Annotated in this window: 22 protein-coding genes; 14 read left to right on the plus strand and 8 right to left on the minus strand. The window is 64.9% G+C overall.

The features are described 5' to 3' along the window. The first annotated feature begins 69 nt into the window (after positions 1 to 69). The 10 genes from AC1Q7Q_RS23840 (at position 70) to AC1Q7Q_RS23885 (ending at position 10,244) form a co-directional block, all read left to right on the plus strand. Positions 70 to 1,917: a type II and III secretion system protein family protein gene (locus AC1Q7Q_RS23840; protein ID WP_492375043.1), complete on the plus strand. Its 1,848-nt coding sequence runs from the start codon at positions 70 to 72 to the stop codon at positions 1,915 to 1,917. Between the two features lie 34 nt (positions 1,918 to 1,951). Then, a complete protein-coding gene (locus tag AC1Q7Q_RS23845) occupies positions 1,952 to 2,293 on the plus strand; it encodes a hypothetical protein (protein ID WP_492375042.1) in 342 nt (113 codons plus the stop codon). A 26-nt stretch (positions 2,294 to 2,319) separates the two neighbouring features. Then, positions 2,320 to 3,612 carry a pilus assembly protein TadG-related protein gene (locus AC1Q7Q_RS23850; protein ID WP_492375041.1) on the plus strand — a complete coding sequence of 431 codons (1,293 nt, stop codon included), beginning with the start codon at positions 2,320 to 2,322 and terminating at the stop codon, positions 3,610 to 3,612. Between the two features lie 9 nt (positions 3,613 to 3,621). Then, positions 3,622 to 4,131, plus strand: coding sequence for a TadE/TadG family type IV pilus assembly protein (locus AC1Q7Q_RS23855; RefSeq protein WP_492375040.1), 510 nt, complete (start codon positions 3,622 to 3,624; stop codon positions 4,129 to 4,131). After that, on the plus strand, positions 4,128 to 4,583 hold the full coding sequence (locus AC1Q7Q_RS23860; protein ID WP_492375039.1) for a TadE family protein: 456 nt from the start codon (positions 4,128 to 4,130) through the stop codon (positions 4,581 to 4,583). Before AC1Q7Q_RS23855 ends, AC1Q7Q_RS23860 begins: the two co-directional genes overlap by 4 nt. A 25-nt stretch (positions 4,584 to 4,608) precedes the next feature. After that, positions 4,609 to 5,802, plus strand: a complete 1,194-nt coding sequence (locus tag AC1Q7Q_RS23865; RefSeq protein ID WP_492375038.1) for a CpaE/TadZ family protein — start codon at positions 4,609 to 4,611, stop codon at positions 5,800 to 5,802. A 36-nt stretch (positions 5,803 to 5,838) separates the two neighbouring features. Continuing rightward, positions 5,839 to 7,200 (plus strand): TadA family conjugal transfer-associated ATPase, encoded by a 1,362-nt coding sequence (locus AC1Q7Q_RS23870; RefSeq protein WP_492375037.1) that lies wholly within the window; start codon positions 5,839 to 5,841, stop codon positions 7,198 to 7,200. Positions 7,201 to 7,236: 36 nt separating this feature from the next. After that, a complete protein-coding gene (locus tag AC1Q7Q_RS23875; RefSeq protein WP_416047789.1) occupies positions 7,237 to 8,214 on the plus strand; it encodes a type II secretion system F family protein in 978 nt (325 codons plus the stop codon). A 48-nt stretch (positions 8,215 to 8,262) separates the two neighbouring features. Continuing rightward, a complete protein-coding gene (locus AC1Q7Q_RS23880; RefSeq protein ID WP_150988482.1) occupies positions 8,263 to 9,213 on the plus strand; it encodes a type II secretion system F family protein in 951 nt (316 codons plus the stop codon). 242 nt (positions 9,214 to 9,455) lie between these two features. Beyond that, positions 9,456 to 10,244, plus strand: coding sequence for a metallophosphoesterase (locus AC1Q7Q_RS23885; protein WP_492375036.1), 789 nt, complete (start codon positions 9,456 to 9,458; stop codon positions 10,242 to 10,244). A 138-nt stretch (positions 10,245 to 10,382) separates the two neighbouring features. On the opposite strand, the gene groL is transcribed toward AC1Q7Q_RS23885, so the two are convergent. Next, positions 10,383 to 12,026 carry a chaperonin GroEL gene (gene groL / locus AC1Q7Q_RS23890; protein ID WP_416047786.1) on the minus strand — a complete coding sequence of 548 codons (1,644 nt, stop codon included), beginning with the start codon at positions 12,024 to 12,026 and terminating at the stop codon, positions 10,383 to 10,385. 40 nt (positions 12,027 to 12,066) lie between these two features. Then, complete coding sequence (gene groES / locus AC1Q7Q_RS23895) at positions 12,067 to 12,357, minus strand: co-chaperone GroES (protein ID WP_006160236.1); 291 nt, start codon at positions 12,355 to 12,357, stop codon at positions 12,067 to 12,069. Positions 12,358 to 12,886: 529 nt separating this feature from the next. On the opposite strand from groES, the gene AC1Q7Q_RS23900 reads away from it, so the two are divergent. After that, positions 12,887 to 13,891: a zinc-dependent alcohol dehydrogenase family protein gene (locus AC1Q7Q_RS23900; RefSeq protein ID WP_492375035.1), complete on the plus strand. Its 1,005-nt coding sequence runs from the start codon at positions 12,887 to 12,889 to the stop codon at positions 13,889 to 13,891. On the opposite strand, the gene AC1Q7Q_RS23905 is transcribed toward AC1Q7Q_RS23900, so the two are convergent. The 6 genes from AC1Q7Q_RS23905 to AC1Q7Q_RS23930 all read right to left on the minus strand — a co-directional run bounded on the left by AC1Q7Q_RS23905 (position 13,888) and on the right by AC1Q7Q_RS23930 (position 18,195). Continuing rightward, a complete protein-coding gene (locus AC1Q7Q_RS23905; protein WP_492375034.1) occupies positions 13,888 to 14,751 on the minus strand; it encodes a LysR family transcriptional regulator in 864 nt (287 codons plus the stop codon). The genes AC1Q7Q_RS23900 and AC1Q7Q_RS23905 overlap by 4 nt on opposite strands. A 152-nt stretch (positions 14,752 to 14,903) precedes the next feature. After that, positions 14,904 to 15,119: a hypothetical protein gene (locus tag AC1Q7Q_RS23910; RefSeq protein WP_492375033.1), complete on the minus strand. Its 216-nt coding sequence runs from the start codon at positions 15,117 to 15,119 to the stop codon at positions 14,904 to 14,906. 588 nt (positions 15,120 to 15,707) lie between these two features. After that, the gene (locus AC1Q7Q_RS23915) at positions 15,708 to 16,160 is read right to left on the minus strand and encodes a hypothetical protein (RefSeq protein WP_492375032.1); all 453 of its coding nucleotides are present in this window, start codon (positions 16,158 to 16,160) and stop codon (positions 15,708 to 15,710) included. Positions 16,161 to 16,405: 245 nt separating this feature from the next. Next, positions 16,406 to 17,128: a Crp/Fnr family transcriptional regulator gene (locus AC1Q7Q_RS23920; RefSeq protein ID WP_492375031.1), complete on the minus strand. Its 723-nt coding sequence runs from the start codon at positions 17,126 to 17,128 to the stop codon at positions 16,406 to 16,408. A 48-nt stretch (positions 17,129 to 17,176) separates the two neighbouring features. Continuing rightward, entirely contained in the window at positions 17,177 to 17,785 is a 609-nt protein-coding gene (locus AC1Q7Q_RS23925) for a 2OG-Fe(II) oxygenase (RefSeq protein WP_492375030.1), read from the minus strand. A 125-nt stretch (positions 17,786 to 17,910) separates the two neighbouring features. Then, the gene (locus tag AC1Q7Q_RS23930) at positions 17,911 to 18,195 is read right to left on the minus strand and encodes a helix-turn-helix domain-containing protein (protein WP_492375029.1); all 285 of its coding nucleotides are present in this window, start codon (positions 18,193 to 18,195) and stop codon (positions 17,911 to 17,913) included. Positions 18,196 to 18,797: 602 nt separating this feature from the next. Between AC1Q7Q_RS23930 and AC1Q7Q_RS23935 the strand changes: the two genes are divergently transcribed. The 3 genes from AC1Q7Q_RS23935 to AC1Q7Q_RS23945 all read left to right on the plus strand — a co-directional run bounded on the left by AC1Q7Q_RS23935 (position 18,798) and on the right by AC1Q7Q_RS23945 (position 24,728). Continuing rightward, the gene (locus AC1Q7Q_RS23935; protein WP_492375051.1) at positions 18,798 to 20,231 is read left to right on the plus strand and encodes an efflux transporter outer membrane subunit; all 1,434 of its coding nucleotides are present in this window, start codon (positions 18,798 to 18,800) and stop codon (positions 20,229 to 20,231) included. 64 nt (positions 20,232 to 20,295) lie between these two features. Further along, the gene (locus AC1Q7Q_RS23940; protein ID WP_492375028.1) at positions 20,296 to 21,528 is read left to right on the plus strand and encodes an efflux RND transporter periplasmic adaptor subunit; all 1,233 of its coding nucleotides are present in this window, start codon (positions 20,296 to 20,298) and stop codon (positions 21,526 to 21,528) included. After that, positions 21,525 to 24,728, plus strand: a complete 3,204-nt coding sequence (locus AC1Q7Q_RS23945) for an efflux RND transporter permease subunit (protein ID WP_492375027.1) — start codon at positions 21,525 to 21,527, stop codon at positions 24,726 to 24,728. The genes AC1Q7Q_RS23940 and AC1Q7Q_RS23945 overlap by 4 nt, the downstream gene beginning before the upstream one ends. The last annotated feature ends 417 nt before the right edge of the window (positions 24,729 to 25,145 follow it).

Genomic DNA, 25,145 nt, shown 5'->3' on the forward strand with positions numbered 1-25,145 from the left:
GGCCGCCCAGCCAGATTCTATTTGGCAACTCTAGGCGCGATGTACAGCCTCTCCGGGGGGAGACACGAAATGAACAACGTCAATACGGAAGTCCTGAGTGGTGCCCGAGCCATTGCGCTCGCGAGCGTCGCGGGTGCAATCTTGTGCGTACCGTTGGGTGCAACTGCCCAGGTGGCGCTCGAAGCCGGCGCCATCGCCAAATCTACCACCGCGGCGCCTGCCAAGGCGGCCATGGGCGCGCCTGCCGGCGGCCCGGTGCAGATGACCATCAGCATGGCGCCCGCGCCGGCTGCCGCCGTGCCCGCGGACAGCCGTGGGCCGAACTGCACCGGCGCGATCCGCAACGAGAGCAATATCATCGTGCCGGTCGGCAAGTCATCGCTGATCCCCCTGCCAGAGCCGGTACGCAACCGCACGCTCGGCAACCCCAATGTAGTCCAGGCCACCATGGTGTCGCCGCAAACCCTTTACGTGCTTGGCCGCAGCGTCGGCACCACGAACATGATCGTGCAAGGACGCAGTGGCGGCTGCAGCATCATCAACGTGGTGGTCAATGCAGACGCCGGCGGCCTCCAGACCTCGCTGGCGCAACTGATGCCCGGCGAATCGCAGATCCGCGTGCTGACAGCCGCTGACAACCTGGTGCTCTCAGGCAGCGTTTCGAACGCGCAGGCCGCGCAACAGGCCATGGAGATCGCCTATGCGTACGCCGCGGCGGCGCAGGGCGAAGGCAACAAGAAAGGCGGCGTCCTCAACATGCTGTCTGTTGACACGCCACAGCAGGTCATGCTCGAGGTCAAGGTGGCCGAAGTGTCGAAGACGTTGCTGAATCAACTCGGTTCGGCGGTCAACCTCCAGGGCGGCTTCGGCTCCTGGAGCGGTGGCCTGGTGACCTCGCTGCTGAGCGGCGCGTCCGGGGCCATCTTCGCCAACAAGGCGAACAACCGGCCCTTCAACGTGGCCGTCGATGCGCAGAAGAATGACAGTCTGGTGAAGATCCTGGCCGAGCCGAACCTGGTCACCATCAGCGGCCAGGAAGCAAGCTTCCTCGCTGGCGGCAAGATCTATATCCCGGTGGCGCAAAGCAATGCCCTCGGTGGTGCATCCACCATCACCCTGCAACAGGAGGAGTTTGGCGTTGGCCTGAAGTTCACGCCGACCGTACTGGCAAATGGGCACATCAATCTCAGGGTGGCGCCCGAGGTCTCCGAGCTCTCGCCCACCGGCGCCACGGTCAGCGGCAGCAGCCTGACGGGACAGACCATCCTGCCTTTGATCACCACCCGCCGCGCTTCCACCACCGTGCAGATGCGGGACGGAGAGAGCTTTGCCATTGGCGGCCTGCTGCAAAACAGCGCACGCGGCTCGCTAAAGGCATTGCCGGGCGCCGGCGAAGTTCCCGTGCTGGGCACGCTGTTTCGCAGCACGTCTTTCCAGCAGGACCTGACCGAACTGGTGTTCATCATCACCCCGCACCTGGTCCAACCCATGCAAAGCGCATCTTATCCGCTGCCAACCGACAGCTTCTCGACACCGAACCCGCTCGCGCTCTACCTGATGGGCAATATGGAAGGCTCCGGCAAGAAGACTGATGCACCGAGCCCGACGCCCTCGCTGCCTGCCCCGGCAGCTCCCGCGCCGGCAGCGGTCCCGGCAGCGCCCGCTCCGCAGGCACCAAAGGCTCCGCTGAGCATGGTTCCGGCAGCCAAGCCGCTGGATGACGTGCCCGTCATCTCCCCGCCCGCGCCCCGGGCGAGCGCTGCGGGCGTTCCGCCGGCGGACGCTGCCGCCACGCGCATCGCGCGCATCGAAGCCACCGCGGCACGGCTGGCGCAGGCGCGCGCCGCTACCACTGCCAGCCCCAGCGGCCTGGCGCCGGACAGAGCCCGCCCGGCCGAAACACCGAGCGCCAACTGAGCTGCCGAAGCGTCCGTCCACGAGGAGAACCACCATGAAAGAGAACCTGAAGTACGCGCGCCGCGCCGCCGTCACGCTGGCAGTGCTTGGCAATCTGACCCTGTCCGCCTGCATGACTTCGACGCCAAACTGGGACAAGCATTTTGGCGAGGCCGTTACCACCGTGACGCGCTCCCAGATCATCAATCCCGACGCGCCCGCTGGACTGCCGTCGCTGACGGGCACCGATGGCAAGACCGCCGTGGCCGCAATGACCAACTACGAGCGGTCGCTGATACGCCTGCGCCCCGCCGGCACCGGCGCTGCAGGTGGCATGGATTTCGGTGCGGGGGGCTTCGGCGGCATCGGCATGGCGGGCGGTGCGGGAACGCGCTGAAATCGGTTTGCTCGGGGAGACTCATCATGTCCAAATCAACGCTTCGCAGGACCGCGCTGTCGAGCCATCGCGCCCGGCAGCGCGGGGCGGTAGCGATCATCGTTGCGATCGCGCTGGTCATGCTGGTAGGCTTCCTCGGCCTGGCGCTCGACCTGGGCAAACTCTACGTCGCCAAGAGCGAACTGCAGAACGGCGCGGATGCCTGTGCGCTGGCTGCAGCGCGCGACCTGACGGGAGCGACACCGCTCACCGTCTCGGAAGCGGCGGGAATTACCGCCGGCCTTCGTAACATGGCATTGTTCCAGAGCGAGTCGGTACAGCTTGTCGCTAACCAAAGCGTGACATACAGCGACGCATTGGCCGACCCCTTCCTGGACAAGAACAGCGTCAGCTACCCGCTCGCCAGCATCAAGTACGTCAAATGCTCTGTCAGCCGCGCCGGCATTGCCAATTGGTTCGCCCAGGTGCTCAACTTCCTGCCGGGCGTGAGTATCGGGCCCACAACCGTCGCCTCGTTCGCGGTGGCAACCACCGGCTCTGCTCAGACGACCTGCGCCATCCCCGTCTTTGTCTGCAAACCCAGCACCATCAGCCCGCCACAGTCCCCCTACACCACCGGGCAGTGGCTGGTGACCAAGCTCGACTCCAGCAACAAGGGCACCTACGGAGGTGGCAACTTTGGCTGGGCGGACCTGGGCGGAGGCAACAGTGCCAGCCAGATTGCGAAGCAACTTGACGGCGCGGGACAGTGCAACCTGCCTGCCCAAGGGACATTGATTGGATCTGCCGGCAACAAGGCATCACTGGCGGATGACTGGAACAGCCGCTTCGGCATCGTCAAAGGCTCGAAAGTGCTAGGCGTGACCGACTTTACGGGATTCACATACAACGACACCACCTGGACGGCAAAGAGCAGCGCTTACGACGGCAGCTCCGTGGATACATCGGGCAAGACCCAGCCGAACTTCCTTGCCGCGCGCAAGGCCTATCGTGCCTATCAGGGCGACTCCGTTACCGGGCTGAGCACACAGGGCAATGCCGCCCCCGCAGCTTCGTACCAGAGCGGCGCGGATCGTCGCCTCGTGCTCGCACCGATTGTGGACTGCTCCGGTTTCGCCAACCCCGGCAACCATAGCGCACCGGTAATAAGCTGGGCCTGCCTGCTGATGATCGAGCCCATGCAAACCGGCGGAAACATCGATTCCGTGCGGCTCGAGTACCGGGGCGACTCAAGCGCGCCAGGCAGCCCCTGCGCGACGCAAGGCATCCCTGGCGCAGGTACTGGCGTAGGGCCGCTAGTGCCGGTTCTCGTGCAATAGGAGGAGATCATGAAGACAAGAAAAATGCTCCTGGCGCACCATCGCGGCGTGGCGGCCGTCGAGTTCGGCATTCTCCTGGTCCCCATGCTGCTGATGGTCTGTGGCGTGGCGGAATTCGGGCGCGCCATCTACCAGTTCGACACCCTGACCAAAGGCACGCGCTCCGCGGCCCGCTACCTGTCGCAGTTCTCTCCGCTGGATATCAGCTATCCAACGGGGTCGGCGAAATGCCTGGCCGTCTACGGCAATACGAGCTGCTCGGGCTCAGCGCTCGCGACCGGCCTTACTACATCGATGGTAGTGATCTGCGATAGGGTCGACGCATCAGGCTGCCCCGGCATGTCATTCGCCAACGTGAGCACCTACGACAACAGTACGGGCACTGGCACGCCGGCCGGCACGATCAACCTCGTCACGGTAAAGATCACCGGATATACGTACTCGCCCATCCAGACCTTCATCAATGCAAGCGGATTGACCTTTACCGACATCGCTACCGTCATGAGGCAGGTGCTATGAAAACGCGAACCCTCTTCCGGCCTACGCGGCAGCGCGGCGCGACTGCTGTCGAGTTCGCCTTGATAGCCGGCATCTTCTTCCCCCTGCTGATTGGCATCGTGGAGTTCTCCCGCGTGCTGTTCTACTGGAACACCGCAGCCGAGGCCACACGGCTTGGCGCGCGCATGGCCATCGTCTGCGACGCCGACGACGCGATCATCAAGACCAAGATGCGCTCACTGTTGCCACTGCTCAGCGCCTCCAACATCCAGCTCAACTATCTGCCAACGGGATGCGACTCCGATGCGGTCACCGCGCGGGGCACCTGCCAGAGCGCAACCGTCAGCATATCCAACGTCTCGGTACGCACGTTCATCCCCTTGCTTCCGATCACGCTGACCATGCCACCCTTCACATCCACGCTGTCCCGAGAGAGCATGAACTCGTCAAGCGGTGGATCGGTTTGCAGCTAGATTGCCCGAGATTGGAGAACGCACCATGTTGAAGATCCTGATCGCATCGGAAGATGCCCAAAAACTTGACGAGATTTCCCGCCTGAGCGCAGGGATCGGGAACTTCCAGACCATGTCGCTCCTGGAAGGACCGGCCCGCTTTCCGTTCCATGGCAGCCAGATGCAGCTGGCCGATCTCCTCATCATCGAGCAAGCCGTCGTCGGGGCATCGCAGATGCATAGCATCGAAGCCTTGCGCGAGCAGCACCCCGAACTGCCTTGCATTCTTGTCACGCCCAACCCGAGCTCCGACTGCCTGATCAAAGCCCTGCGCGCGGGTGTGCGCGACGTCCTCGCGTGGCCGCTGGACAGGACGCAACTGGCGGAAGCGTTGCGGCGGGTGGAGGCCAGCCATGTGCCCAGGAATCGCGAGTTGGCGCAAGTGATCTCGTTCATTTCATGCAAGGGCGGCGCGGGCACCAGCTTCCTCGCCAGCAATCTCGGGTATGCGCTTGGCGCCCAGTTGGGAAAGCGCGTCCTGGTAATCGACCTGAACCGGCAGTTCGGAGACTTGACCTACCTTGTCAGCGACAAGCCACCGCCCTCCACCCTCCCGGAAATCTGCAGTCAGATCGAGCGGATGGATGCGGCGTTCCTGGATGCCTGCCTGACGCATGTCGAGAGCAATTTCGACATCCTGGCCGGCGCCACCGACCCGATCAAGGCAAGCCAGATTCAGAAAGAGAAACTCGAGTGGATACTCTCAGTGGTCCAGCCGGTCTACGACTTTGTGATCGTGGACATCGGACAGGCGCTCGACCCTCTGTCCATCGGCCTGCTGGATCGCAGCGATCGCATCTGCGTCGTCGTCGAACCAACCATTGCCTTTGCCCGCCCGGGACGCCGCCTGCTTGATATCCTGCGCGCCCTGCACTACTCGGCCGACAAGGTCCACATCTTGCTCAATCGCGAGGGCCGCCGCAATGCGCTGGCCCGCTCGGCCCTGGGCGACGTGTTTGGCATGAAGATCTTCCACGCGCTGCCCGACGATTCCTCGGCTGTCGACGAGGCAATCAGCCACGGAGAGCCGGTCGCAAAATCCCACAAACGCAGCGCCATCGCCAAGGCGATCCTGGCACTGGGTACGCAGTTCGTTGCCGCAACCGGAGCCGAGCGCCGTGCGCAACAAGACAGCGTGTCGCCGTTGCGCAAGCTGATGCTGCGCACGCGCGCAACCTGAGCCACCGAGTTCCTGATTCCCTTACCGGAGATCATCATGTCAATCCGCGATCAACTGTCGAGCCCCAGCCAGCCTGCCTTCATCGCCAATGGCCATGGGGCAATCCAGTTCCCGCCGACTCCGGCGAACTACCGCTCGTTCAAGCGGGCCATCCATGAGACGGTGCTGGACCGTGTGGAGCTGGAACGGCTGGCACGCTTCCCCCAGGAGCAGGTCCGGCAGGAAATCAACATGCTGGTGAGCAGCATCATCGAGGAAGAGAAGATCCTGCTCAATGACGCCGAGCGCAGGCTGCTCACTTCGGAGGTCTACGACGAGATGTTCGGCTTCGGGCCGCTTGAGCCACTGCTGCAAGACCCTACGGTTTCCGACATCCTGGTCAACACGGCGAAACAGACCTTCGTGGAGCGGCGCGGCAAGCTGGAGCTCACCGATGTCACGTTCTACGACGATGCACACCTGATGAAAGTCATCGAGAAGATCGTTTCGCGGGTCGGCAGGCGCATTGACGAAACCAGTCCGATGGTGGACGCGCGGCTGCCGGACGGCTCGCGCGTCAATGCGATCATTCCCCCCTCTGCCATCGATGGTCCCTTGCTATCGATCCGGCGGTTCGCCGTCAATCCCCTGCAGGTAGCCAACCTGGTCGAACTCAAGAGCCTCACGCCGCCGATGGCGCAACTCCTGCAAGCGCTAGCGCACGCCAAGGTGAACGTGCTGGTGTCAGGCGGAACCGGCAGCGGCAAGACCACGCTGCTGAACATCCTGTCGGGCTTCATTCCCGAGAGCGAGCGCGTCGTCACCATCGAGGATGCAGCAGAACTCCAGTTGCGCCAGCCGCACGTGCTGCGACTGGAAACCCGGCCACCGAATATCGAAGGCAAGGGTGAGATCACGCAGCGCGCCCTGGTACGCAACGCGCTGCGCATGCGTCCTGACCGCATCATCCTGGGCGAGGTGCGAGGTGGTGAGGCGCTGGACATGCTCAATGCAATGAATACCGGCCATGAGGGTTCGCTGACCACCATCCACGCCAATACACCGCGCGATGCGCTTACGCGTCTGGAGAACATGGTCAGCATGGCCGGCCTCAATCTTCCACCGAAGGCAATCCGGCAACAGATATCCTCGGCAATCACCGTCATTGTGCAGGCGTCACGGCTGACTGACGGGCGCAGGAAGATAGTCAGCATCCAGGAGATCACCGGCATGGAGGGCGAGATCATCAACATGCAGGAGATCTTTACCTTCCACCGTACCGGTGTAGCCCAGGATGGCACGGTCAACGGGCACTTCCGCGCCACAGGCGTGTACCCGAAGTTTGCCGAACGCCTGCGCGTGTTCGGCGTGGGCTTGCCCGACGAAACCTATGACCCGGCAAAGCGCTTCGACGTCTGAACCGGCCAGCGGCACAGAGAATGCGGGGAGAAGAAAATGAGCTTCATATTTTATGCCTTCATCATCTTGTTGTTCGCTGCGGTGGTGCTTTGCATCGAAGGCGCCTACCTTTGGTGGAACAATTACCACGGCCCGGCGGCGAAGCGGATCGAGGCCAGGCTGCGGTCGCTGTCGGCCGGCGGGCAGGTGAGCGCGGAGACCCTGTCGATCCTGAAGGGGCGCATGCTGAGCAACACGCCGTTGCTGCAGCGCTGGCTGCTGATGCTGCCTCGCGTCGGCGGGCTCGACCGATGGCTCGAGCAATCCGGGAGCACGTGGTCGGTTGCGCAGCTACTCGGATATTGCGGGCTGGTCGCGCTGTGCACGCTGGCGCTCGTGCCGCTGCTGCCCGTGCCACCAGGACTGGTGGTACTGGGCGCGTTACTGGTTGGCTCATTGCCTGTCTGGCATGTCATCGCACTTCGGCATAAACGCCTCAAGCAACTGGAGACGCAATTGCCCGATGCTGTCGACATGATCAGCCGCGCGCTACGTGCGGGGCACTCCTTCTCGGGTGCGCTGGGGATGGTGGGGCAGGAGGTAAAAGACCCGATGGGCCGCGAATTCCGGACTACCTTTGAGGAGATCAATTACGGAGTCGCTCTCGACGAGGCAATGACAAACATGGCAATGCGAGTGCCGATCAACGACTTGCGCTACTTCGTGATCGCGGTACTGATACAGCGCGAGAGCGGCGGCAACCTTGCCGAAATTCTCGACACGATCGGCAACCTGGTGCGTGAACGCCTGAAGCTGTTCGACAAGATCAAGGTGCTCTCGGCAGAGGGGCGCCTATCGGCCTGGATACTGGGCCTGCTCCCGTTCGCCACCGCGGGACTGATTCTCGTGGTGAATCCGGATTTCATGACAGTGCTATGGCAAGACCCGATAGGCCTCAAGATGGTCGGGATGGCGCTGGGAGGAATGACGCTCGGCGTCGTCTGGATGCGCCGGATCATCCGTATCCGGGTCTGAATGTACGCGACCCAGAAGCAGGCAGAATTCTCGATTCCGGAGGCGATCATGCAAGGTGTCCATACAGAGCAGGTCCTGATGCTGGTTCTCATTTTCGTGGCGGCGTTCGGCGCGGTGTTCGGTCTGCTGCTGACATTCACGCCAAGCCGGGCACGCGAGAGACTGGGGCAGATAGTCGGTACGGCCACGGGAGCCGGCACGGGGCAGGACAATGCCTGGCTCGACAACCTGGTGCGGTGGGCCAGGCCCGTGTCCCGCCTGTCGTTGCCCAAGGAGGGTTGGGAAGGCTCGCAGATGCGCGTGCGCTTCATGAACGCCGGCTGGCGCAGCAGCGCTGCGCCGCATCTCTACTTCGCCGCCAAGACGGTACTGGCCATCGGGCTTCCCATGCTGGCGTTGGTAGCGGTGAGCGGCATGCCGGCGTTCCAGGGGCAGTACAAGACCGTAGCGCTCCTGGCAGTACTAGGTGCGATTGGCTACTACCTGCCCAATGCCGTGCTATCGCGCAAGGTGGATAACCGCAAGCGCGCGGTGTTCGAGGAGTTTCCGGACGTGATTGATCTGCTCACGGTTTGCGTGGAGGCCGGGCTCGGGCTCGACGCGGCGCTGATGCGCGTGGCGGATGAACTTGCGCTGCGCTGCCCGGTGCTGGCCGACGAGCTGCAATTGATGCTGCTGGAACTGCGCTCTGGCTTCGCCAAGGACAAGGCGCTGACCAACCTGGCGCTGCGCACCGGTGTGGATGACGTGGACAAATTCGCATCCATGCTGAACCAGGCCGATCGCTTCGGCACGAGCCTGGGGGAGTCGCTGCGGGTGCTGTCCGACATGCTGCGAACCAAGCGCCGCATGCGTGCTGAGGAACAGGCCGCGAAGATTGCGCTGAAACTACTGTTCCCCTTGATCTTCATGATCTTCCCGACACTGCTGCTGGTGTTGCTTGGACCCGCATTCATCCAGATTTATCGGGTCTTGCTGCCGACCATGTCCGGCCAGTAAGTTAGCTAGCCTCGCCTGACTGGACGTCGCTCCCTCGATTGTCTCCCGGTGCAATGCCAGGGAGCCAGTCTTGCCCGGACTTTGTCCGGGCATTTTTGCTGGTGGCACTAATAGCTAGTATGCCCGCCGGCGGGAGGTGAACGGCGCGACGCGCCCATGACGCTTGACCAGGTCTTCGCTCGCATGAAGAATACAGGCAGGCCCCTTGCCGTCGGCGCGTCGGCATTTCGCATGGAGACCCCATGAAGATCCGCATCCTTAGCGATCTGCACCTCGAACACGACATACCGGCGGCGATACCCCCCTGCCCCGCCGACCTGGTGGTGCTGGCCGGCGATATCGCCAATGGCCGTGCCGGCGTCGACTGGGCCGCGCGCACCTTTTCGGGGCCGGTGGTCTATGTGCCGGGCAATCACGAGTACTATGAGAGCGCCTTCGAGCAAGTGGACGCGGCGATGGCGGAGGCCGCAGGGGCGGCGCCGCATGTGCGCGTGCTCAATGACTCGGTGGCTTGTTTCGACAACCTGGCAGGCGAGCCGGTGCGCGTGATCGGCACCACCTGGTGGACCGACTACGCGCTGTTTGGCGCCAACCGGCGCGAGGAGTCGATGCTGGCCTGCGCCGGCGTAATGGTCGACCACCGCCTGATCGAGGTGGCGGACGGCGAGGGCCAGCGGCGCCGCTTCACCACGGCCGACGCGCTGGCGCGGCACGAAGCGGCCAGCGCCTGGCTGGCGGCGCAGCTCGCCACGCCCTTTGCCGGCAAGACGGTGGTGGTGACCCACCATGCGCCGGATCTCGGCAGCCTCGACCCGCGCTTCTCCCACGATCTGGTCTCCGCCGGCTTTATCTCGCGCAGGCCGGACCTGGTTGCGCAGGCCGACCTGTGGGTGCACGGCCATACGCATACCGGCTTCGATTACCGCCTGGAAGATGCGCGCGTGGTGTGCAACCCGCGCGGCTATATCCGCCGCAAGACCGGCGAACTGGAGAACCCGGCCTTCGACTGGTGCTACACGGTGGAGCTGTAAGCCTTTCCCGCGACGGCGCCCCTTCGGCCGGTACTGTCGCCCCATAAACAAAAACCCCCGCCGGCTCGCGCCAGCGGGGGTTTTTGCTACTACGGGTGATGCGGGTACAGCAGGCTGCCGTTTGGCAGGCCGGCAGATTTACATCATGCCGTCCATGCCGCCCATGCCGCCCATGCCGCCCGGCATTGCCGGAGCCGAGTCATCCTTCGGCAGTTCGGCAACAGCGCAGTCGGTGGTCAGCATCAGCGATGCGACCGAAGCAGCGTTCTGCAACGCGGTGCGGGTCACCTTGGTCGGGTCCAGCACGCCCATTTCCACCAGGTCACCGTACTCGCCGGTGGCGGCGTTGTAGCCGTAGTTGCCGTTGCCTGCGATAACCTTGGCCACGACGACCGAAGCTTCTTCGCCAGCGTTCAGCACGATCTGACGCAGCGGCTCTTCCATGGCGCGCAGCACGATCTTGATGCCAGCGTTCTGGTCAGCGTTGTCGCCGGTCAGGTTAGCGATGGCAGCGCGAGCGCGCAGCAGGGCCACACCGCCGCCGGGGACAATGCCTTCTTCCACGGCTGCACGGGTTGCGTGCAGTGCATCTTCCACACGTGCCTTCTTTTCCTTCATTTCGACTTCGGTGGCTGCACCAACCTTGATCACTGCAACGCCGCCAGCCAGCTTGGCCACGCGTTCTTGCAGCTTTTCACGGTCGTAGTCCGAGGTCGCTTCTTCGATCTGGGCACGGATTTGCTTCACGCGTGCTTCGATCGAGGCTGCGTCGCCGTGGCCGTCGATGATGATGGTGTTTTCCTTGCCGATTTCGATGCGCTTGGCTTGACCCAGTTCTTGCAGGGTTGCCTTTTCCAGCGTCAGGCCGATTTCTTCAGCGATCACTGCACCGCCGGTCAGGATGGCGATGTCTTCCAGCATGGCCTTGCGGCGGTCGCCGAAGCCCGGAGCCTTGACAGCAGCGGTCTTCAGGATGCCACGGATGTTGTTCACCACCAGGGTCGCCAGGGCTTCGCCTTCGACGTCTTCAGCGATGATCAGCAGCGGGCGGCCCGACTTTGCCACTTGTTCCAGCACCGGCAGCAGGTCACGGATGTTCGAGATCTTCTTGTCGAACAGCAGGACGAACGGGTTGTCCAGGGCGACAACTTGCTTTTCCGGGTTGTTGATGAAGTACGGCGACAGGTAGCCGCGGTCGAACTGCATGCCTTCCACGACTTCCAGCTCGTCGGCCAGCGACTTGCCGTCTTCCACGGTGATCACGCCTTCCTTGCCAACCTTGTCCATCGCTTCAGCGATCAGCTTGCCGATCACTTCGTCGCTGTTGGCCGAGATCGAGCCAACTTGCGCGATTTCCTTGCTGGTGGTGGTGGTCTTGGTCAGCTTCTTCAGCTCTTCAACCGCGTTCACCACAGCCTTGTCGATGCCGCGCTTCAGGTCCATCGGGTTCATGCCGGCGGCAACATACTTCATGCCTTCGCGCACGATCGACTGGGCCAGCACGGTTGCGGTGGTGGTACCGTCACCGGCGTTGTCGCTGGTCTTGGAAGCCACTTCCTTGACCATTTGCGCGCCCATGTTCTGCAGCTTGTCCTTCAGCTCGATTTCCTTGGCCACGGACACGCCGTCCTTGGTCACGGTCGGGCCGCCGAAGCTGCGCTCCAGCACCACGTTACGACCCTTCGGGCCCAGGGTAACCTTGACTGCGTTGGCGAGGATGTTCACGCCTTCGACCATCTTGGCACGGGCGGCGTCGCCGAATACTACGTCTTTAGCTGCCATGTTCTGAATCTCCTAAATCTGTACGAATGGGGTGCGTGGATTACTTGTTCACCACAGCCATGATGTCTTCTTCGCGCATGACCAGCAGTTCCTGGCCATCCACCTTCACGGCCTGGCCGGCATACTTGCCGAACAGCACGCGGTCACCCACCTTGACGTCGAGGACGATCGAAGCGCCCTTGTCGTCCTTCTTGCCGGGGCCCACGGCGAGCACTTCACCTTGATCAGGCTTTTCGGCAGCGTTGTCGGGAATCACGATGCCGGAAGCGGTCTTGGTTTCATTGTCCAGACGCTTCACGATCACGCGGTCGTGCAAAGGACGCAGATTCATACGGACTCCTTGGTACAAAAAGTGATTTCAGGTTCACAAAAATGACCGCCAGCACTGACGGCCAGCAGAATTAGTACGCTGGGAGAGGTCTGTTAGCACTCATGCCCAACGAGTGCTAATTATAGGGACGGGGGGTAGCGTTTTCAAGTCAACGACTTGATACGTGTTTACCCTGGAATTGTGAAAATCGTTATGGAGCCTGGCCGCGCGGCGAAATCTTTATTCGCGTCCTGATGGAATCCGGACGGATTTCGCCGACATGAAAGTTACCCATGAATCACCAGCCCAATGTCTCCGGGTCGGATCATCGTATACCACCCGTGGTGTTGCCTGCGGCACTTTCGCCTGCTGCGCAATGCTCAACGTCACCCACATCCACGGCGACGTGACAAGAAGCCACCCCATTCAAAACTGCATGGCAAGAGTACAGAAGCGTTGATTTACGAGCGCGCCGGCCTGGCCAAGAATGGTCACACCAACCCGTCTCAAACCCCTCGCTAGTTCATCGCCAACCCATCCGGAGCGCATCATGTCCCACCCCACCATGCAGGCCCTCATCGTCGAATCCGCGGGCGCGCCGTTCACGCCCGTCCAGCTTCCCAGGCCAGTGGCCGGCCCCGGCCAGGTACTGGTGCGCATCCTGGCCAGCGGCGTCAACCCGCTCGACACCAAGATCCGCGCCGGCCAGGCGGGGCACGCCCGCCACCCCTTGCCCGCCGTGCTGGGGCTGGACCTGGCCGGCGTGGTCGAAGCCGTGGGCGCGGGCGTGACGGCCTTCGCGCCCGGCGACGAGGTCTATGGCATGACCGGTGGCGTGGGTGGCCTGCAAGGATCGCTAGCGCAGTACGCGGCAGTCGATGCCGACCTGCTCGCGCGCAAGCCCGCCGCGCTGTCGATGCGCGAAGCCGCCGCGTTGCCGCTGGTGTTCATCACCGCGTGGGAAGGCCTGGTCGACCGGGCGCGCGTGCAGCCTGGCCAGAAGGTGCTGGTGCATGGCGGCGCCGGCGGCGTGGGGCATATCGCGGTGCAGATCGCCCACGCGCTTGGGGCGCAGGTATATGCCACGGGCTCGGCCGCGCAGAAGGCGATCATCGAAGGCTATGGCGCCACCGCGATCGACCATGCCGCGACATCAGTCGCGCAGTATGTCGACCAATACACTGCGGGCGAGGGCTTCGACGTGGTCTACGACACGGTGGGCGGCTCGGTGCTGGACAATGCGTTCCTCGCGGCGCGCACCTATGGCGGCCATGTGGTGAGCTGCCTTGGCTGGGGCGTGCACGCGCTGGCGCCGCTATCGTTTCGCGCAGCCACGTATTCGGGCGTGTTCACGCTGATGCCAATGCTCACCGGCAAGGGCCGCGCGCGCCACGGCGAGATCCTGCGCGAAGCGGCGCGGCTGGCCGATGCGGGCAAGCTCTTCGTGCGGCTCGATGCGCGGCACTTCACGCTCGACAGCGCCATCGATGCGCATCGCGCCATCGAGACAGGCACAGCCAAGGGCAAGCTAGTGGTGGAGATTGCCGGGGACTAAGCGTCTGCGCTATTGCCCAGGCGCTCGATGGTTGCATCCAGGAAGGCGCGCAGCCGCCGCAGGCGGCGCAGGTCGCGGTGATAGCCCACCCAGACGTCGCGCCCCGGTGGCGCCTCGCCCAATTCGATGGCCTGCAGCCCGCCCAGGCGCTCGGCCAGCGCGCAGGGCAGGACAGCCAGCCCCGCGCCGGCCGCGCACAGCTTGGCCTGCGCCTCGCGGCTGTTGCTGCCGAATGCCACCCGGGCGTTCGGCAGCTGCTTGCGCATCCAGGCCACGTCGGGCAGGTCCGCGAAGCCCGCATCCAGCGTCAGCAGGGCATGGCCCTCGCCATCGCCCGCGCGCGGCGGTGCCACGCCGGGCGCCGAGTAGAGCGCGTAGTCCATGTGCATCAGCTTGCGCTGCACGATATCGGCCTCGTCGAACGCGCGGATGCGAAAGACCAGGTCCGCCTCGCGGCGTGCCAGGCTGAGCAAGCGCGCATCGGTGACCAGTTCCACCGCGACGCGTGGATGGGCGCGGATAAAGTCCGCGATCACCGGGGTCAGCATATGCACGCCAAACCAGTCGGACGAGGAGATCCGCAGCGTGCCGTCCAGCTCCCCTGCCTGGCCGGACAGCTGGCGCTCGAAAGCAATCGCCTCTGCCTCGATACGCTGCGCGTGGGCGAGCACGGCAGCCCCTTCATCGGTCAGCACGTAGCCGTCGCTGGTGCGCTGGAACAAGGCATGCCCGACGGCATCCTCCAGCGCCTTCAGCCTGCGCCCCATGGTCGGCTGGGTCTGCCCGATCGCGCGCGCGGCGCCGCCCAGGGTGCCGGCGCGGGCGATCGCCAGGAAGATCTTGATATCGCTCCAATCCATCCGGGGAATTTGCTGACGTTACTGACGTTACGTTTGGGAGGTGTCGGATTCAGCGCGGCCAGGCAAGTCACAGGCGGCTAGGCAATGATGGCACGGCGGTGTGGCGGGAACAATAACGGGCACGCCGGGCACGGGCCGGTATCCCGCCAACTTCAGGCGGAAGGCGCCCAGCCTTCCAGAGCCCAGTAGTCAGGCACTTCCCGGCTGGGACTACGCAGCACCAGCGTGCAGCCGCACTGGCGGCAGCGGTAGGCATAGGCGGCGCCGTCCTGGGCCCGCGCATTGACGCCCGCGGCCTCCAGATCCTCGTGCGGCGGCAGGTGTCCTGGCCTGCCGGCCTGGCGCTTGCATCGCTCACACGGCAACATGGATTTACCTCAGGTTGACAGGGGGCATGGTTCCATCCTGCACAGCAGGGTGTAGGATGGCAGCAGACGAATTGGTGCAACGCACCATAATTATAGGCACTTTGCGAGCCTTTTCCAGATATATAGCGGGTTATGAGTTGCCTTGCGGCGCAACAAAAAAAGCCTTGGCAGGGCCGCTGCCGCCAGGCTAGCGGACCGCAGGCGTGGGCACCGTGAGGAGGTCCCGCCGCGCATCTGGATTCGCTTCACCGCGCGCGGACGTATCGCCCGGAGGCCGTTCCCGCGGCGGCTCGGCCAGCGGCACCGTGACGACGGCGAACACAGAAAACGGGCACCAGAAAGACGGCCTGAAGAGACTCATTCTGCGGATGACGATGGCGCCGGCAAGAAACGGTGAAGGCTCTGAAAAGCGAAGGACCAGCAAGGCAGCGCCCTGCCGGTCCGGCTTCAGGATTGGTAAGCCCTGCCCATCTTAACGACCGAATCGGCGGATGGTTGAGGCTGTCATCAACTATTCACGAAACCCGCAAAATACGGCGCGCCCCTGGACGGAATACGTCCGGGGGCCACGCAATATACGCCGCAGCTTTACTGCCCGGAAGCCGCATCGCGCGCCTTGCGCTTGGCGGGCCGGCCCGTCTTGACGGTCTCGACCTGAGCCACGACGGCCAGCAATTGCCGCTCCGGCAGCGACTCCAGCATCTTGAGCCCGGCCCGCAGCAACTCACTCTTCTTCACGTGCGCGCCGCCGTTCAGGCAGCGCCGCTTGAGTTCCGCCAGCTTGGCATAGTCCCACTCCGGCATGGTGAAGCTGTCGCGCACGACCTTGGCCTTGGCAGGCTTCTGTGCCTTCTCAGTCTTCTCTGCTTTCTCGGCTTTCGGTGCGGCAGCCACGGTCTTGACCGCTTCAGCCTTGGCAGCCTTGCCTGCCGTCTCCGTCTTACTGGCGCGCGTGACCGGCCGCTTCACTGCGGTGGCTGCCCTTTTCTGCGCCGCGGCTGGCGCGGGCGCACGCGTGCGCCCATTCGAAACCGTTGCCATGCATCCTCCTGTTTTGATCGCAGTGGTATCAAAACAGTATATATCGTTTATTTTGACAAGCGGCGCGAAAGGGAGGAAGCAGAGGAAGGGGAGGAAGCAGCCATCGCCGCCAATCGGGACGGGGCCGTGCAGACACGGATTTCGTCAAAAAACCTGCCATCCCCGCGAAGGGAAAAGTATCGGCCGGCCCCGCCACGATCTTAGCCGCCGGTTATTTCAGTCTTGCGACGAAGCGCAAGCTCCCACTACGTGCCAGGCGCGGACTCGCTGGCGATGGCCTGCAGCGCCGCCTTGTCGGATAACGTCAGGCGCCCGTATTCCAGGCGCAGCACGCCCTGCTTCTCCCAGTCCTTGAGCTGCCGGTTGACGCTCTGGCGGGACACGCCAAGCATATGGCCCAGGTCTTCCTGGGAGAGCTTGAGCGCGGCGGGGGCACCGGATGTCCGCACACCCGGCATGCCGTGGGTGGACAGCGCGTGCGCATGCTCGACGGCAAGCAGGCGCCGCGCCAGCCGCACCGGAAACGGCATCAGGATCACCTCGTCGATCCACTCCAGTGCGCTGCGGTAGCGCCGGCAGATCAGTTGCGTGAACTCCATCAGCCAGCGCGGCTCGCGCGCGACGAGCGTATGGAAGGTGGCGGCGGGAATCACCAATAGTTCGCTAGCCTCTGCGGCGCATGTGTCGTACACGCGATGCGCGTCGATGAAGAGCGAGACCTCCCCGAACCACTGCCCGGGCTCCAGCAGGCTGACCACGGCCTCGCGCCCGTTCTGCGCCGTGCTGCTGACCTTGATGGCGCCGCGTTCGACGCAGAAGAGCGCGTCCGGGTTGGAGCCGTAGGTAAACAGCACCTCGCCCTTGACCAGTTGCCGCCGCATGGCATGCGACCGGAGCAGTGCTTCGAGCTCGGCCGAAAACTGTCCAGCGGCGGTGTCGTCTTCGTGCGGCTTCGGTCGTGTGCTCATGCCTTTTCCCCGGGGTGCTGGTTACGCTGCTGATGCCGCTCGGGCGGTTCAGGCCTGATCGGTACGGAACCAGCCGGTGAGTGCCCAGCGCGTCTTGTGGCAGGGTAATACTTCGTGCGGAACCAGGTCGCTGCGAAACACGACCAGCCGCGCGCGCCGCGGCAGCACGCGGTGCAACTCGGTGGCGCCGTCGTCCTGTCCGTAGAGCGCGAGCTCGCCGCCATCGCGCTCGCTCCATTCAGGATTGAGGTAGAACACCAGCGAAATCTTGCGATGCAGTGTCGCGCGATGCTGGTCCACGTGCTTCTTGTAGGCGGTGCCGACCGGATAGTGCGAGAAGTGGAATTCCTCGCGCTTCAAGCCCAGGAAGTAGCGCTCGTTCAAGGCCTCGCGCAAACCCGCAGCCCAGGCCTGGAAATCCGCCCTGGCCGCGCCGGCGGGCGCGTCGTCGAGCCACAGGATCGAATCGCCGCGAATGCCCGCGTCGCGGGCGGTGGCTTCGCCCCGCCCGATGCGGGCCGGATGGAACAGGCCGGCCTGCCACGCCGCGCGGCTCTCGGCATGCAGCCGCGCCGCCAGCGTGGTGTCGATGAGGTCGTCGGACACGGCCCAACCGTGCTCTTCCAGGGCAACAAACAAACGTTCCAGGGCTGACATGGGTGGGAGACTTCGTGCTGGGGAAACGTCAAAACGAAAAGGGCCACCTGGACAACAGGAGGCCCTTGGCGCGCAGGGGCGCATTTTAGCAGCCGCTGGCTGCAGCCATGCTGGCCGCTGGACTGTTACAGCCCGCTGCTGTCGAGATACTCCAGCGCCAGGCTCACCGCGCGGCGGGCCTTGAGCACATAGATCACCTGCCGGTCACGCACGACCAGCGCCAGCACATCGGCCTGCATCAGCTCATTGAAATGGTGACTGGCGCGCGGCAGGCTCAGCCCTGCGACGCCGGCCAGGTCGAACGCCGGCATGCCGGCTTCGCCCGCCTCCAGCAGCGCGCGGCAGATGGCGGCACGCGCTGGCACGGTCAGCAGCGCGTACGTCAGTGTGCTTTCTTGATCGGTCTCCATGGCCACGCCTTCCCGCTCGTCGTCCAGATGTCATGTCGATATATGCGTCAGCCGGCCGTGCGGATTGCCGCAGTCCTTCCGCCGCGGCCGCCTGACACCTACTTTCTACGCGGCAGGCGCAGCAAATGCAACCCGCCGGGGCTCGCTGGCGCACAATTACACAAGATTACAACAGGCTGCGGCAGCCCGCCCGTGGCCGCTCGCGCGGCGCCGTGGCGTCCTCTGCGGCGCTGATGCTGGCTCGCCTTTTGCCGCGCTGCACAAGCCGGCATCCACCCGACATCCACCCGCTGCAAGATACCGTAACAGGCACGCGCGCCCGCCGCTTGCCGCATCCGTGGGTGTATTTCGCGCTTCACTTGGCGGTGCAAGCCGTGGCGCCGCCCGGCGCATCGGCGTAAGCGAGTGAAATATTCAGTAATGCGCAGCGCGTTTCACACATTCCCGCGCCGCACTATCCTTGCCATAAGACCCGCCCGCGCGACGCCGCTCAGGCGGCGTGCGTGCGCGCGGAAACCAACCCGCCAGCCCGAGCAGGAAACGACAAACAATGGCATCGCCTCACAAAAGCCCTTCATGACTATCGCTTGCTTCTCGCCCTCATGAACGCCGCGCGTTTGGTCTCGCCGCGCCTGCTCTGCATCGCCCTGGCGTCTGCCTGGGTGGGCGGCTGCGCGGTCGGGCCGGACTATCAGCGCCCCCCGGTCGAGACCCCCGCCGCGTATCGCGAGGCCGTGCCGGACGATCACCAATGGAAGGTCGCCGAGCCCCGTCCGGTGGATCTGACACAGGCGTGGTGGGCGGGCTTCGACGATGCCCGCCTGAATGAGCTGGTGGGGCAAGCCAACGCAGCCAACCAGAGCCTGCGCCAGGCCGAGGCCCAGTACCGGCAATCCCGCGCGCTGGCGCAGGCGGCGCGGGCCGGCTTGTATCCCACGCTCGGCGCTGGCGTGGGAGTGGGGCGCGCGCGCACCAGCACGCTGGGCATCCAGACTGTGTCCAACACCCATTCGGCCAACCTCGATGCCAGCTGGGAGATCGACCTGTGGGGCCAAGTGCGGCGCAGCATCGAAGCGGCCCGCGACAACGCGCAGGCCAGTGCCGCCGACCTCGCCGCCGCGCGCCTGACGATCCAGGGCGAGCTGGTGCAGGACTATATCCAGTTGCGCGTCACCGATGTACTCAAGACGCTCTATGCGCGCACGCTGGCCGCCTACGAGGACTCCCTCAAGCTGACCCAGAGCCAGTTCCGCGCGGGAGTGGCCACCGCGGGCGACGTGGCGCTGGCGCAGGTCACGCTGAACGCAGCGCAAGCGCAGGCGATCGACCTCGACGTGCAGCGCAACCAGCTGGAGCATGCCATCGCCGTGCTGCTGGGGCGCGCGCCCGCCGAGTTCACGCTGGCGCCAGAGGCGTTTTCGATGCGCCCGCTGGCTGTGCCACCGGGGCTGCCTTCGGCGCTGCTGGAGCGCCGCCCCGACATCTCGGCGGCCGAGCGCCGCATGGCGGCGGCCAATGCCAATATCGGCGTGGCGCGCGCTGCGTACTTCCCGTCGCTGGTGCTCTCCGCGGTGGGCGGCGCCAGCAGCGGCAGCCTGGCCAACTGGTTCGGGCCGCCCGGCCGGGTGTGGTCGCTGGGCGCGACGCTGGCCGGCACCATCTTCGACGGCGGGCTGCGCAACGCGCAAAACGACCAGGCCGTGGCGGCCTACGACGGGGCGGTCGCGGCGTACCGGCAAACCGTGCTCAGCGGCATGCAGGAGGTGGAAGACAACCTCTCGGCGCTGCGTGTGCTCGACCAGGAAGTGGTGGTGCAGGACCATGCGGTGGATGCCGCCCGCGTGGCGGAGCGCGTGAGCCTGGCGCAATACCGCGCTGGCACCGCTTCCTACCTCTCGGTGGTAACGGCACAGGCCCTTTCCTTGTCTAACGAACGGACCGCGATCCAGTTGCGCGGCCGGGAGCTTGCAGCCAGCGTGGCGCTGGTCAAGGCGATCGGCGGCGGCTGGCAAAGCGACGCGCTGGCGCAACCCTGATCTCTTGATTCCCTGATTCCCTGATTCCCCGATCCACATCGGCAGACCACTTCCAAGGCAATCCATGGCGACCCAGTTCTCCCGCCGCAACCCCGTCCTGATCGGCCTGGCCGTGCTCATGCTGGCAGCCCTGGCGTGGTTCGCCGCCGGCCCGCTCAAGCGCATGGTGGCGCCGCGCGGGGCAGCGCCGCCAGCGTCGCCAGTATCCGTGACCAGCGCACAGGTCAAGCGCGAGGACGTGCCGATCGGCCTGGCTGGCGTCGGCACGGTGCAGGCGATGGCCACGGTGACGGTCAAGCCACGCGTGGACGGCCAGCTCGACCGCGTCGGCTTTGTCGAAGGCGAGGACGTCAAGGCCGGGCAGTTGCTGGCGCAGATCGACCCGCGCACGTTCCAGGCGCAGCTGCAGCAAGCCATGGCGCAAAAGTCGCGTGACGAAGCGCAGCTAGCCAATGCGCGCCTCGACCTGCAACGCTACGAGGGCCTCATCAAGGAAAACGCCACCACGCAGCAAACGCTGGATACCCAGCGCGCGCAGGTAGCGCAGCTAGCCGCCGCGGTGAAGACCGACGAAGCGCTGGTCAACGTCGCTCGCGTGCAGCTCGACTACACCACCATCACCGCGCCGCTGTCCGGGCGCGTTGGCGCGCGCCTGGTCGACCCGGGCAATATCGTCCACGCCGCCGACGCCAACGGCCTGGTGGTGATCCGCCAGATCGACCCGATCGACGTGGTATTCACGCTGCCCGACGGCGAATTCCAGCGCATCAATCGCGCCATGCAGGCCAGCGGCGCGCCGCTCGCGGTCGAGGCCAGCGAGCGCGCCAGCGGCCAGTTGCTGGGACAAGGCAAGCTGATCCTGCTCAACAACACCATCGACACCACCTCCGGCACCATCCAGCTGAAAGGGCGTTTTCCCAATTCCTCGCACACGCTGTGGCCCGGCCAGTACGTCAATGCGCGGCTGGTGCTCGGCGAGCGCGACCAGGCGCTGACCATCCCGGCCGCCGCCGTGCAACGCGGCCAGACCGGCACCTATGTCTATGTGGTGCAGGCGGACCATACGGTTGCGTCCCGGGCAATCGAGGTGGCGGAGACCCAGGACGCCAAGGCCGTCGTGGCCAAGGGGCTGGCGGTCGACGAGCGGGTCGTGGTGGACGGGCAGTACAAGCTCAAGCCCGGCACCCGCGTGAACGAGACGACCGCGGCCACCACCATAGCGGATGCCGGCGCAGCGCCCGCCTCCGCGCCTGCCGCCGCAGCCCCGGCAAACCGCGCCGGGAACGCACGGCCATGAGCATTTCCGCGACCTTCATCAAGCGCCCGATCGGCACCTCGCTGCTGGCGCTGGCCGTGCTGCTGGTCGGCGTGGCCGCGTGGCCGCTGCTGCCTATCGCGCCGCTGCCGCAGGTGGATTTCCCCACCATCCAGGTGTCGGCGAACTTGCCCGGCGCCAGCCCGGAGACCATGGCGTCGAACGTGGCGCAGCCGCTGGAGCGGCAGTTCTCGCTGATCGCCGGGCTCACGCAGATGACGTCGACCAGCGCGCAGGGCAACGCCCAGATCACGCTGCAGTTCGACCTCAACCGCAGCATCGATGCCGCCGCCGTGGACGTGCAGGCCGCCGTCAACGCCGCCAGCGGCCAGTTGCCCAGCAACCTGCCCACGCCCCCCACCTTCCGCAAGATCAACCCGGCCGATTCGCCGATCCTGGTGCTGGCGGTGCAGTCCGACACGCTGCCGCTGACCGAGGTCAACGACTTCGCCGACAATGTGCTGGCGCAGCAGATCTCGCAGATCTCCGGCGTCGGGCTGGTCAACATCGGCGGCCAGCAAAAGCCGTCGGTGCGCATCCAGGTGGATCCGCAGAAGCTCTCGGCCATGGGCATGAGCCTGGAAGACCTGCGCGGCGTGATTGCCGCCACCACGGTCAACCAGCCCACCGGCAGCACCGATGGCGCCACCAAGGCCTTCAACGTCTACACCAACGACCAGGTCACCAAGGCGGCGGCGTGGAACGACATGGTGCTGGCCTACCGCAACGGCGCGCCGGTGCGTGTGCGCGATGTCGGCGTGGCGGTGGACGGGCCGGAGAACGCCAAGCTGGCCGGCTGGGGCTTTGCCGGCGCCGCCGCGCCGGCGGACAACACCTTTCACAACGGGCGCGCCATCATCCTGGCCATCACCAAGCAGCCGGGCGCCAACGTGATCGAGACCGTGGACCGCATCCGCGCCGCGCTGCCGCGCCTGCAGGCCGCGATCCCGCCCACCGTCAACGTCAACACACTGGCCGACCGCACCCAGACCATCCGCGCCTCGGTGGCCGATGTGGAGTTCACGCTGATGCTCACCATCGCGCTGGTGGTGATGATCATCTTCGTGTTCCTGCGCAATGTGGCCGCCACGGTGATTCCCAGTGTGACCGTGCCGCTGGCGCTGATGGGCACCGCCGGCGGCATGTACCTGCTGGGCTACAGCCGCGACAACCTGTCGCTGATGGCGCTCACCATTGCGGTGGGGTTCGTGGTGGATGATGCCATCGTGATGCTGGAGAACATCTACCGCCACGTGGAAGACGGCATGGAGCCCATGGAAGCCGCGCTCAAGGGCGCCGCCGAAATCAGCTTCACCATCGTGTCGATCTCGGTCTCGCTGGTGGCGGTGTTCATACCGCTGCTGTTAATGGGCGGCATCGTGGGGCGGCTGTTCCGCGAGTTCGCCGTGACAGTCACGCTCACCATCGTGGTATCGGTGCTGGTCTCGCTGACGCTCACGCCGATGCTGTGCTCGCGCTACCTGACCCCGCCGCGCGGCCATCATCACGGCCGCATCTACCAGTGGTTCGAGCATGGCTTCGACGCCATGCTGGCGAGCTACAAGCGCGGACTGGACGTGGTGATGCGCCACCAGTTCTTCACCCTGTGCGTGTTCATCGCCACGGTCGCCACCACGGTGGCGCTGTTCATCTACATACCCAAGGGCTTCTTCCCGCAGCAGGACACCGGCTTTATGTTTGGCATCGCGGAGTCCGCGCAGGACGCATCGTTCAAGTCGATGAACGCGCGCATGGTGCAGCTTGCCGATATCGTGCGTGCCGACCCCGATGTCGCCGCGGTGGGCATGACCGGCGGGCAGAATACGCTCAACACCGGCAACTTCTTCATCAGCCTGAAACCCAAGGACGCGGGCCGCACCGTCAGCGCCGACGAAGTGATCGCGCGGCTGCGGCCCAAGCTGGCGCAGGTGCAGGGCGCCAACCTGTTCCTGCAGGCCGGGCAGGACATCAACGTGGGCGGGCGGCTGTCGCGCACGCAATACCAGTACACGCTGATGGACTCCAACCTGGACGAGCTCAACCAGTGGGCGCCGCGCATCCTGGAGCGCCTGCGCGCCCTGCCCCAGCTCGCTGACGTGGCGTCCGACCAGCAGAACGCCGCGGCAGCGGCGCGCCTGACCATCGACCGCGCGCGCGCATCGAGCTTCGGCATCACGCCCGCGCTGATCGACTCCACGCTCTATGACGCGATCGGGCAGCGCCAGGTCGCGCAGTACTTCACCCAGATCAACAGCTACCACGTGATCCTGGAAGCCACGCCCGCGCTGCAGGACGACCCGCGCTTGTTCAGCAAGCTGTATGTGACCTCGCCGCTGACCGGCGAGCAAGTGCCGCTGTCCACCTTCGTCAAGATCGACACCGACAGCACCGCCTACCTGTCGATCAGCCACCAGGGGCAGTTCCCGGCCGTCACGATCTCATTCAACCTGGCCAAGGGCGTGGCGCTGGGCGATGCCGTCAAGGCCATCAACAGCACGCTGTCCGGCATGGGCCGCCCGCAGACACTCTCCGGCTCGTTCCAAGGCACGGCACAGGCTTTCGGCGCCTCGCTTGCCTCGCAGCCCTACCTGATCGCCGCCGCGCTGGTCGCCGTGTATATCGTGCTGGGGCTGCTGTACGAAAGCTACATCCACCCGCTCACCATCCTCTCCACCCTGCCGTCTGCCGGCGTGGGCGCGCTGCTGATCCTGCTGGCCGGCGGCTATGACCTCAGCGTGATCGCGCTGATCGGCATCATCTTGCTGATCGGCATCGTCAAGAAAAACGGCATCATGATGGTCGACTTCGCGCTCACCGCCGAGCGCGACCACGGCATGAAACCGGAGGAAGCCATCTACCAGGCGTGCCTGCTGCGCTTCCGTCCGATCATGATGACCACCATGTGCGCGCTGTTGTCCGGACTGCCGCTGATGCTCGGGCATGGCGCTGGCTCGGAGCTGCGGCGGCCATTGGGCTTTGCGATGGTGGGGGGACTGGTGCTGTCGCAAGCGCTGACGCTGTTCACCACGCCCGTGGTGTATCTCTACCTGGATCGCGCGCACTATTGGTATATGAACCGCAAGGAACGGCGGCAGGCACGGCGCGAGGGGCGTGAGCACGCGAGCGGCACGGAGGCCAAACGCGAGAGCCAGCAGGTGCTGGCGTCCGGAGAGGGGGATTGAGGCACGGTCAATGAGATCTCGCGCTCTTGCGAGCGCCCGCCCTCTCCCCCGGCCCCTCTCCCACAAGTGGGAGAGGGGAGCCAACCAGCGGCAAGATCAACCAACTGTGATAGCCGTGTTTCCCGCCCGAAGGGGCGGGAAACACCCACGGCGATGCGAAGCGAGCCGTGGAGGTGTTCAGAGGCCGTATGGGGCGCCTCGGGATTCGGCGAAAAGAGCGGAAAAGAGGGACCCATGTCTGAGTATCGCCTTAAGGCGATGCGAGTTTGGGTCCCGGCCGCTCTTTTCGTCGAAGCCCGAGGGGGTAGTCGCCCCATCCGGCGCGCCTTCTTTGCCTACTTTCTTGGCAAGACAAGAAAGTAGGTCGCCGCCCCGCAGGGGTGGTGAAACTGCAGTTGCAGTTGCCTTTGACCTTGA

The sequence above is a fragment of the Cupriavidus sp. GW823-FHT07A04 genome (assembly GCF_058794615.1).

Coding starts and splice junctions, on each gene's coding strand:
- AC1Q7Q_RS23840 (WP_492375043.1), top strand. CDS start 70: ATGAACAACGTCAATACGGAAGTCCTGAGTGGTGCCCGAGCCATTGCG.
- groES (WP_006160236.1), bottom strand. CDS start 12,357: ATGAATCTGCGTCCTTTGCACGACCGCGTGATCGTGAAGCGTCTGGAC.
- AC1Q7Q_RS23920 (WP_492375031.1), bottom strand. CDS start 17,128: ATGAGCACACGACCGAAGCCGCACGAAGACGACACCGCCGCTGGACAG.
- AC1Q7Q_RS23865 (WP_492375038.1), top strand. CDS start 4,609: ATGTTGAAGATCCTGATCGCATCGGAAGATGCCCAAAAACTTGACGAG.
- groL (WP_416047786.1), bottom strand. CDS start 12,026: ATGGCAGCTAAAGACGTAGTATTCGGCGACGCCGCCCGTGCCAAGATG.
- AC1Q7Q_RS23935 (WP_492375051.1), top strand. CDS start 18,798: ATGAACGCCGCGCGTTTGGTCTCGCCGCGCCTGCTCTGCATCGCCCTG.
- AC1Q7Q_RS23855 (WP_492375040.1), top strand. CDS start 3,622: ATGAAGACAAGAAAAATGCTCCTGGCGCACCATCGCGGCGTGGCGGCC.
- AC1Q7Q_RS23850 (WP_492375041.1), top strand. CDS start 2,320: ATGTCCAAATCAACGCTTCGCAGGACCGCGCTGTCGAGCCATCGCGCC.
- AC1Q7Q_RS23900 (WP_492375035.1), top strand. CDS start 12,887: ATGTCCCACCCCACCATGCAGGCCCTCATCGTCGAATCCGCGGGCGCG.
- AC1Q7Q_RS23915 (WP_492375032.1), bottom strand. CDS start 16,160: ATGGCAACGGTTTCGAATGGGCGCACGCGTGCGCCCGCGCCAGCCGCG.
- AC1Q7Q_RS23870 (WP_492375037.1), top strand. CDS start 5,839: ATGTCAATCCGCGATCAACTGTCGAGCCCCAGCCAGCCTGCCTTCATC.
- AC1Q7Q_RS23880 (WP_150988482.1), top strand. CDS start 8,263: ATGCAAGGTGTCCATACAGAGCAGGTCCTGATGCTGGTTCTCATTTTC.
- AC1Q7Q_RS23940 (WP_492375028.1), top strand. CDS start 20,296: ATGGCGACCCAGTTCTCCCGCCGCAACCCCGTCCTGATCGGCCTGGCC.
- AC1Q7Q_RS23910 (WP_492375033.1), bottom strand. CDS start 15,119: ATGTTGCCGTGTGAGCGATGCAAGCGCCAGGCCGGCAGGCCAGGACAC.
- AC1Q7Q_RS23885 (WP_492375036.1), top strand. CDS start 9,456: ATGAAGATCCGCATCCTTAGCGATCTGCACCTCGAACACGACATACCG.
- AC1Q7Q_RS23875 (WP_416047789.1), top strand. CDS start 7,237: ATGAGCTTCATATTTTATGCCTTCATCATCTTGTTGTTCGCTGCGGTG.
- AC1Q7Q_RS23945 (WP_492375027.1), top strand. CDS start 21,525: ATGAGCATTTCCGCGACCTTCATCAAGCGCCCGATCGGCACCTCGCTG.
- AC1Q7Q_RS23860 (WP_492375039.1), top strand. CDS start 4,128: ATGAAAACGCGAACCCTCTTCCGGCCTACGCGGCAGCGCGGCGCGACT.
- AC1Q7Q_RS23905 (WP_492375034.1), bottom strand. CDS start 14,751: ATGGATTGGAGCGATATCAAGATCTTCCTGGCGATCGCCCGCGCCGGC.
- AC1Q7Q_RS23930 (WP_492375029.1), bottom strand. CDS start 18,195: ATGGAGACCGATCAAGAAAGCACACTGACGTACGCGCTGCTGACCGTG.
- AC1Q7Q_RS23845 (WP_492375042.1), top strand. CDS start 1,952: ATGAAAGAGAACCTGAAGTACGCGCGCCGCGCCGCCGTCACGCTGGCA.
- AC1Q7Q_RS23925 (WP_492375030.1), bottom strand. CDS start 17,785: ATGTCAGCCCTGGAACGTTTGTTTGTTGCCCTGGAAGAGCACGGTTGG.